This window comes from Desulfovibrio sp. 1188_IL3213, assembly GCF_036763145.1.
In the GTDB taxonomy this organism is placed as follows: domain Bacteria; phylum Desulfobacterota; class Desulfovibrionia; order Desulfovibrionales; family Desulfovibrionaceae; genus Desulfovibrio.
In genome coordinates, this window is sequence record NZ_JBAIYR010000114.1 from 1 (window position 1) to 6,023 (window position 6,023).

Sequence of the window (6,023 nt, forward strand, 5' to 3'; positions counted from 1 at the left end):
GGCCTCGAATACCCGCCCCACGGCCATGGTCAGGGGCCGCACCGAGCGGTTAAAAAAGGCCTGCCCGGCGAAGTACATGGCGCTGCCCGGCGTGGTGTCGGCCTGCAGGGCGGAGAAGCTGGAATAGTAGCGCACCCGGTTGTTGTTGGGCGGCGCGTCGAAGTCCGGGGTCAGAAACACCATGAGCGTCATGTCAGTGGCAATCTCGGTCAGGGGCCGGGATATTGTCACTTCGACGTCAAGGTCGCGCGGCAGCGGATTTTTAGGGCATACAACGGGTATCTGGCTCATTATTGTTCTCCTTTGAGGCAGGAGCAGTCATCGGGGACTTCCCTGTCTGCTTTGGAATATTCAAAGTCTTCAATTTCCCCGGCGTACTTGATGCCACACTGCGAGATGTCGAACCATTCCGCCGGGTAGTCCGCGCCGAAACAGGCGTAGAACGAAAGATTGAAGAAGCATCGGGCTTGTATCCGCCCTCGAAAAGCCGTGCTGAGGTCTTGTACGGCATCAGTGCCGCCATAACCGAGAACCTTCCAGAGGTCGAAAGAACGATCATCAGACTGCAAGGCTAGCACCGTCCGCACGGCGCTTTCAAAAGCCTTCGGTCCCCAGAAGGAAATTTGCACAGTGCACCAGCTTTCGTGGCGCAAGTGTTGGGTAATTGGCCTCGCCTTGTCCGGGTCCGGCCCGGTCGGCGCGGTGTAGTCGCCGACATTTTGCGGCAACAGCTCAAAGTCTTTCCACCACAGAGAGCAGTACAGGCCCTCGGACGGGCGCGGCCCCCCGGAGGTCTCCCAGATGACGCGGCCGGAGCCGAGCCCGGTGAGGCCCTCCAGAACGGAGACCAGCAGTTTTTTGACGTCCTCGGGTGTCAGAATCATCGGAAATACCGTACCGCTTCGTAGAGGTTGAAGTTGGTGTTGCCGAGCATGAAGCCGGTGCCTACGACCCGAAAACGGTAGCCATGATACTCAACGTAGCTTTGCCGCTGCTCCTGGCCTGCGTTGTCTATGTCCGTGAAGTACAGCGTTTCTTTGGTATGCAAGCTTATGCCTGCCGCCGAAGAATCGCCCTCCTTATACAGTTCCAGTCGTGCCGGAGACATGGCCAGCACGATGGCGGGAAGGGATTGCGGCCTTGGCACAGGATCGGTCTCGGTCCATTCGCCGTCCACATAGCTGCCGGTGGTATCGAGCACCGTGACGGGCAACGGGGTGCCGAAGGTCTGGAGCACCGAATCAAAATTCATAGGCAAAGTGCTCATGTTGTCCTCGCTCTGACGTCGCTGGTGACATAATTCCCTAAATCTCCTGTATCAGTCAGAGGAGATTTTCCTTCACCTTTCCGAGCAATCGTTTCTGGCGAGTTTTCTACCCAGTCTCCGTCTACAATCGCTTTCTGTACTTCGGCTTGCCCCATCGCCGCCGCAGCTTTCAATACAGTTTTCAGTTCTATTTCTCCCGCGTTGATGCGCTTGACGGCATCTTTCATCATCTGCTTGAATTTGGGCTGCATGTGCGTGGACGCCAAATCCATGAAGGCGCGGCGAGGAATGTTCTCTGTCCCATAGTTGTTCCAAATGGCCACCTGGAGGATGCTCGCCCCATTTTCGTAATGGGGACTACCAACCCCTTCTTTGCCCCTCGGATACCCAACTACAGCTTCAAGTGGTTCTTGCTTGTAGCGCAGCTTAAGCTTCTCAAGCCAACCGGGGCTTCTCTGTGTGGTTTTAGCAGAAAACATGGTTATCGCTCCAAAGTTGCACTGGTATCCGGCGAGTAGACGATACCGCCAGCCGGAATCACCGTGTAGAGCAGGTTCAGATACTTCATACCGTAGGTCGTGCGCCCGAAGTCCGCGAGAATGGGGTCGTCGCCCGTGAGCATGGCCGAGGTCGTCGTGCCGATGGACACGGAGCTCGTGCTCGCCGCCTGGTTATTCACCGTGCCCACGTCGTAGGGGCTGCGCATGCCGAGTTCCGCGCATTTTCCGGCGATGTTGTATTCAAGCGCCAAATAGTGAGCGCACCAGAGTCCCTGCGCCATCTCGTACCACTTGCCCCAGGCGCCGGGATTCAGCATGAGCACGGATTGCCGGAGCTGCCGGTTTACCGCTGCGGGCGGCACATCGGCAAACTCCGGGTAATCCGCTATGAACGTGTCATAGATGTAGGCCATGGCCTTATGTCCTTACGCCTTCGCAGCTGCCGTGGTAGCGGCCCTGGTGCCCCTCGCCCTGGTCGCGGGCGGTTCCGGGGTCTTGACCTCGGAGCCTTCAGCTATCGGCCCACCGCTCTGATGCTCAACAACAGTTGGAGCGCTGGCCAGCTTCCCGGTGGCGGTTCCGACCGGAGTTTGCAGACCATCGACGGGCGCGGCCGTCTTCAGGTCGGCGGGCGGTTCCGGGGTCTTGACCTCGGTGCCTTCTTCGCCGTCGCGGATTTCGCTCAAGCGGAAGATGTCGTTGTCCACAAAGCGCTGAAAGGTGCGGCTTTTGAACATGGCCCGGATTTCGTCCTCTTTCGCAGATGGTACGGTCCAGATTTCCCGAGGCTCAAGAAACTTGATGCCGTCTTTCAGGGTAATGCCGCGTTGGGTATTGGTGCAGTTGGTCAAAATCATGTTTGTGCCCTCCTTAAATGCCGTCGGCGTACATCATGGAACCCTGCTGGCGCACATGGAACGAGCCGATTTTCATTTCCGCGTACAGTTCAGCGGCCAAGGGGGCCGGGATGGGCTGCGAGAGCAGATACGGCAAAGGGAACGGCATGCACTGATTTTCCCGGCGGCGATCCATAGCCACCAGGCGGTCTGTATCACCCGCGCCCGCGCCCGCGAGATAGCGGGAAGGACGGATGTCCAGTTCTTTGCCTGTGAGCTGCGTCATGATGTTGTTCTTTTTGAGATATTCCATCGCAGTCATGGCCGTTCCGGTGTTGCCGATGACGATGGGGGTCTCGTTGAGCAGGGTGTACTGCGTGAGGGGGATGAACACCGTGAGCGGCTTCATGATGGTGCGGCTGTTCACCCACATGGCGTTGAGCACCGCGTTGACGTCGCGCACCATCTCGATGCCGGTCTTGGTGCTCCATTCGGTATCCCCGCCCGCGCCCGCGCCCACCATGACGGAAGTCACGCCCGGGTAGTTAATCCAAGGCTGAAAGCCGATGGATTTGTTCCCGAAGATGACCGAGGTTTCGGTGAGGTTGTCCGCCGCCTTGCGCATGGCTTCGCCCAGAAGGTCACGCAGGGCCGTGTACGACACGGCCCCGTCCAGTTCAAAGCGGCGGCGCTGGGCTGCAAGCGCGTGATAGACCGTGCAGTAGTCACGCACGAGGTCACGCACAAGAAAGTCGCGGTTTGCCAGCAGCCAACGTCCTTTCACGCCTCGTCCTCCTTGAGAAGCGCCCGGGCCACTGCCAGATCATAAAGCCTGAGAGGGTCGGCCTCGGGGTTGCGTTCCTGCTGGTACATCTGGGCGGCGTCCTGCACGACACTCATGCTGAGCCAGGGGTGGCGGTCCCATACTTCGGGCAGGTCGGAGCGCCAGAGGCGGAACTCCACTTCGCCGTGCTCGCCGCGCCGCACATAGACGCGGGAAAGGCTGTTGCCCGCCTGGGGATGGTAGTACAAACCGAGTTCGTCTTTCATGATGGGAAGGTTCCTTGAAAATGGCGCCGGAGTGACGGCGGCTGTTCTGTAAGATGTTGCGCAGTGTACGCTGAAAAGAGAGGATTTGCCAAGGGCGGAGGCGCCGCATATGTGAAAAAAGGTACATGTTGCGAAAAAAAGTTGCACAAATGGCAAAAAAATTGGTATTAACAGGCCATATACAGACGGGACACACCGGGGCGATGCTTGCGCCTCAGGGCGCAAGGGCTTGCGCTCCGGGCTTTGCGCCCGCAATTTGCGCATATAATCCCGCCCAGGTTGTCATTGGCGCAAAATTGCGCTATGTAGTGAGTTGACCGCGTTGCGGCCTAGAGGGGCCGAGGTTTTGACTCGCCCGTCTTACGCGATCCCTTGGGGCGTCCCGTATTTCACGGGGCGGGCGCGTTGCGGCGGGAGGCAATGCCCGTCGGCAGGAAACTTTTTTTGTTTCCACCCGTGCCCGGTGCGGAGTGCGCTCAGGCGCCAGCCCCGGATCGCCGCACTTGACCGGTACATCACGCGCTGCGTGATACAAACAAACCATGTGGAGGTATGGCAATGGCGAAACATGCAACCCCCCTGTTGGACCAGCTGGAAAGCGGCCCCTGGCCGAGCTTTGTGTCCGACATCAAGCAGGAAGCGGCCTATCGGGCCGCGAATCCCAAGGGTCTTGACTATCAGATCCCCGTGGACTGCCCTGAAGACCTGCTGGGTGTGCTTGAGCTTTCCTACAATGAGAAGGAAACCCACTGGAAGCACGGCGGCATCGTGGGCGTGTTCGGTTACGGCGGCGGCGTTATCGGCCGTTACTGCGACCAGCCCGAAATGTTCCCCGGCGTGGCCCACTTTCACACCATGCGTGTGGCCCAACCCGCTGCCAAGTACTATCACAGCAAATTCCTGCGTGACCTGTGCGACATATGGGATCTGCGCGGCTCCGGCCTGACCAACATGCACGGCTCCACCGGCGACATCGTGCTGCTCGGCACCCAGACCGCCCAGCTGGAAGAAATCTTCCACGAACTGACCCACAAAATGAACGTGGACCTTGGCGGCTCCGGTTCCAACCTGCGTACGCCTGAAGCCTGTCTCGGTCAGTCCCGCTGCGAATATGCCTGCTATAACACGCAGGACATGTGCTACCAGCTGACCATGGACTATCAGGACGAACTGCACCGCCCCGCGTTCCCCTACAAGTTCAAATTCAAGTTCGACGGCTGCCCCAACGGCTGCGTGTGCGCCATGGCGCGCTCTGACTTTGCCGTTGTCGGTACCTGGAAGGACGACATCAAAATCGACCAGGAAGCCGTGAAGGCTTACGTGGCCGGTGAATTTGCTCCCAACGCCGGCGCTCACTCCGGCCGCGACTGGGGCAAGTTTGACCTGCAGAAAGAAGTGGTGGACCGCTGCCCCTCCCAGTGCATGAAGTGGGACGGTTCCAAACTTTCCATCAAAACCGCTGATTGCGTGCGCTGCATGCATTGCATCAACACCATGCCCCGCGCCCTGCGCATCGGCGACGAGCGCGGCGCGAGCATCCTCGTAGGCGCCAAGGCTCCCGTGGTTGACGGCGCCCAGATGGGTTCGCTGCTCGTGCCCTTCGTTTCCTGTGAAGCTCCCTACGATGACGTCAAAGAAGTCATCGAAAAGATCTGGGATTGGTGGATGGAAGAAGGCAAAAACCGCGAACGCGTGGGTGAAACCATGAAGCGTCTGTCCTTCCAGAAACTGCTGGAAGTCACCGACACTCCTGCTGCCGCCTACCACGTCAAGGAACCCCGCTCCAACCCGTACATCTTCTTCAAGGAAGAAGAAGTTACCGGTGGTTGGGACCGTGACCTCGCCGCTTACCGCAAACGCCATCAACGCTAGTCAAAGGGGGAGAAGAACATGGCATTTATTTCTTCCGGGTACAATCCCGCAAAACCGATGGAAGGCCGTATCACTGACATCGGCCCCCACAAGTATGATGAATACTTTCCGCCGATCATCAAGAACAACTTCGGCAAGTGGCTCTATCACGAAATTCTGGAGCCCGGCGTGCTGCTGCACGTGTCCGAAACCGGCGACAAGTGCTACACCGTCCGCGTGGGCGGTACCCGCACCATGTCCATCACGCTGATCCGCGAACTGTGCGACATCGCTGACAAGTACTGTGGCGGCTACCTGCGCTTTACCACCCGTAACAACATTGAGTTCATGGTGGACAGCGAAGAAGGCATGAAGGCCCTGCGCGACGACCTGAACAGCCGCAAGTTTGACGGCGGCTCGTTCAAGTTCCCCGTGGGCGGCACCGGCGCCGGCATCAGCAACATGGTGCACACCCAGGGCTGGGTGCACTGCCATACGCCTGCCACCGACGACTCGGGC

Annotated in this window: 9 protein-coding genes and 1 pseudogene; 2 read left to right on the top strand and 8 right to left on the bottom strand. The window is 58.9% G+C overall.

Annotation, left to right across the window (positions count from 1 at the left end; all coding sequences use genetic code 11):
* From V6C16_RS06530 to V6C16_RS06565, 8 genes are all read right to left on the bottom strand, one after another.
* Positions 1-291 (bottom strand): hypothetical protein (locus V6C16_RS06530; RefSeq protein WP_333542919.1); only part of this gene is annotated, 291 nt, incomplete at its 3' end.
* On the bottom strand, positions 291-884 hold the full coding sequence (locus V6C16_RS06535; protein ID WP_333534451.1) for a phage neck terminator protein: 594 nt from the start codon (positions 882-884) through the stop codon (positions 291-293). The genes V6C16_RS06530 and V6C16_RS06535, both read right to left, overlap by 1 nt.
* Positions 881-1,267, bottom strand: a complete 387-nt coding sequence (locus tag V6C16_RS06540; RefSeq protein ID WP_333534449.1) for a hypothetical protein — start codon at positions 1,265-1,267, stop codon at positions 881-883. Before V6C16_RS06540 ends, V6C16_RS06535 begins: the two co-directional genes overlap by 4 nt.
* On the bottom strand, positions 1,264-1,746 hold the full coding sequence (locus V6C16_RS06545) for a hypothetical protein (protein ID WP_333534447.1): 483 nt from the start codon (positions 1,744-1,746) through the stop codon (positions 1,264-1,266). Before V6C16_RS06545 ends, V6C16_RS06540 begins: the two co-directional genes overlap by 4 nt.
* Positions 1,747-1,748: 2 nt before the next feature.
* The gene (locus V6C16_RS06550; RefSeq protein ID WP_333534446.1) at positions 1,749-2,180 is read right to left on the bottom strand and encodes a DUF4054 domain-containing protein; all 432 of its coding nucleotides are present in this window, start codon (positions 2,178-2,180) and stop codon (positions 1,749-1,751) included.
* A gap of 12 nt (positions 2,181-2,192) precedes the next feature.
* Complete coding sequence (locus V6C16_RS06555; protein WP_333534445.1) at positions 2,193-2,624, bottom strand: hypothetical protein; 432 nt, start codon at positions 2,622-2,624, stop codon at positions 2,193-2,195.
* A 13-nt stretch (positions 2,625-2,637) separates the two neighbouring features.
* On the bottom strand, positions 2,638-3,387 hold the full coding sequence (locus tag V6C16_RS06560; RefSeq protein WP_333542920.1) for a major capsid family protein: 750 nt from the start codon (positions 3,385-3,387) through the stop codon (positions 2,638-2,640).
* The gene (locus V6C16_RS06565) at positions 3,384-3,653 is read right to left on the bottom strand and encodes a hypothetical protein (RefSeq protein ID WP_333536296.1); all 270 of its coding nucleotides are present in this window, start codon (positions 3,651-3,653) and stop codon (positions 3,384-3,386) included. The genes V6C16_RS06560 and V6C16_RS06565 overlap by 4 nt, the downstream gene beginning before the upstream one ends.
* Before the next feature lie 558 nt (positions 3,654-4,211).
* Here V6C16_RS06565 and dsrA point away from each other — a divergent pair.
* A complete protein-coding gene (dsrA, locus tag V6C16_RS06570; RefSeq protein ID WP_333536294.1) occupies positions 4,212-5,525 on the top strand; it encodes a dissimilatory-type sulfite reductase subunit alpha in 1,314 nt (437 codons plus the stop codon).
* A gap of 18 nt (positions 5,526-5,543) precedes the next feature.
* A pseudogene (locus tag V6C16_RS06575) lies at positions 5,544-6,023 on the top strand (dissimilatory-type sulfite reductase subunit beta); the annotation flags it as partial.

Coding starts and splice junctions, on each gene's coding strand:
- V6C16_RS06535 (WP_333534451.1), bottom strand. CDS start 884: ATGATTCTGACACCCGAGGACGTCAAAAAACTGCTGGTCTCCGTTCTG.
- V6C16_RS06555 (WP_333534445.1), bottom strand. CDS start 2,624: ATGATTTTGACCAACTGCACCAATACCCAACGCGGCATTACCCTGAAA.
- V6C16_RS06565 (WP_333536296.1), bottom strand. CDS start 3,653: ATGAAAGACGAACTCGGTTTGTACTACCATCCCCAGGCGGGCAACAGC.
- V6C16_RS06545 (WP_333534447.1), bottom strand. CDS start 1,746: ATGTTTTCTGCTAAAACCACACAGAGAAGCCCCGGTTGGCTTGAGAAG.
- dsrA (WP_333536294.1), top strand. CDS start 4,212: ATGGCGAAACATGCAACCCCCCTGTTGGACCAGCTGGAAAGCGGCCCC.
- V6C16_RS06540 (WP_333534449.1), bottom strand. CDS start 1,267: ATGAGCACTTTGCCTATGAATTTTGATTCGGTGCTCCAGACCTTCGGC.
- V6C16_RS06550 (WP_333534446.1), bottom strand. CDS start 2,180: ATGGCCTACATCTATGACACGTTCATAGCGGATTACCCGGAGTTTGCC.